The organism is Chryseobacterium endophyticum (genome assembly GCF_056333165.1).
The window spans coordinates 1-1,343 of sequence record NZ_JBWGXE010000028.1 but is presented as its reverse complement, the minus strand read 5'-3'; the positions used below and the strand labels follow the sequence as shown (position 1 = coordinate 1,343).

General features: G+C 39.2%; 1 pseudogene. It reads left to right on the top strand.

The features are described 5' to 3' along the window. Window positions 1–1,343: pseudogene (locus tag AC0N32_RS19765) on the top strand (RHS repeat-associated core domain-containing protein); the annotation flags it as partial.

The window sequence follows — 1,343 nt, the reverse complement described above, 5'->3', positions numbered from 1 at the left end:
GATACCGATACCGACAAGGTGATTACTGAGAACTTTACCTATGATCCCCAGAACAGGCTTTTGAGCCATACTCATCAGGTGGACAACAATCCCGTGGAATATTTAGCCCAAAACAGCTATAATGAGCTTTCGCAGCTTTCGGGGAAGAAAGTCGGGGGAATATCACCTTCGGCTCCGCTACAGGATATTAGCTACAGTTATAATATCCGGGGATGGATGACCAAGATTAATGATCCTGCAAATCTTAATGGTAAACTGTTTGGCTATAAGATCAATTACAATCAGGTAGAAGGTCTGGAAACCCCCGATGCCTTAACGGCATCTCTCCAGGTAAAGCCTAAATATAATGGTAATATCGCCGAAGTTTCCTGGAAGACTCTCACAGAAGAAAATGAGCCTTTGAAAAGGTATGGATATGTTTACGATCGTTTGAACAGGCTTTCAGCAGGCTTTTACCAAAGAAGCGGACAGGAGAATTCCCTGGAATATTTTGAAAAAGCAGAATATGATCTCAATGGAAACATTACCAGGCTGAAAAGATCGGAAGGCCTTGTAGCCGGAAGTACCACAGCCATGATGATCGACAACCTTAAATATGATTATACCGGAAACAGGCTGACTAAAGTAACCGAAGAGCAGATCGGAAACAGTAAAGGCTATCCTTATATTGCTGTGCCCAATGAAATACAATATGATAATGGTCTGGCTACAGGTAATGGCAATATAACTGCATTTGTGGACAAAGGCATTTCTTCTATTCAATATAATTATTTAAATTTACCTAAAAAGATTACCCAGAATACCAAAGTAACGGATTATATATACAGAGCAGACGGAACGAAGGTGAAAAAGCTTTTTGGAGATGTAGAAACAAATTATCTGGATGGATTTCAGTATAAAAGTACAAAGCCATCGGAAGCGGGCTCTGGAGGTGGTCCGATATTTAGTGACCCAAACGAGGTGGCAGTAATGAAGCTTAGAATTATTCCTACTTCTGAAGGATATTTTGATGCCTTGAACAATCAGTATATTTATAATTATACAGATCACTTAGGAAATGTAAGGTTAAGCTATAGTGATACCAATAAAGATGGAATTATTCAACCTAGACAATATCATTTTAGTCAATGTGACGGCCCTTGGGATCCTTTTAATCCACCAAATTGTATTGACTATTGGAAACCTGGGGAGATTGTAGAAGTAAATAATTATTATCCGTTTGGATTATTGCATAATTATACGGCTATAAGTGGAAATGCTTATCAGTACAAGTACAATGGGAAAGAACTCCAAGAGACGGGAATGTATGACTACGGAGCGAGGATGTATATGCCGGATATTGG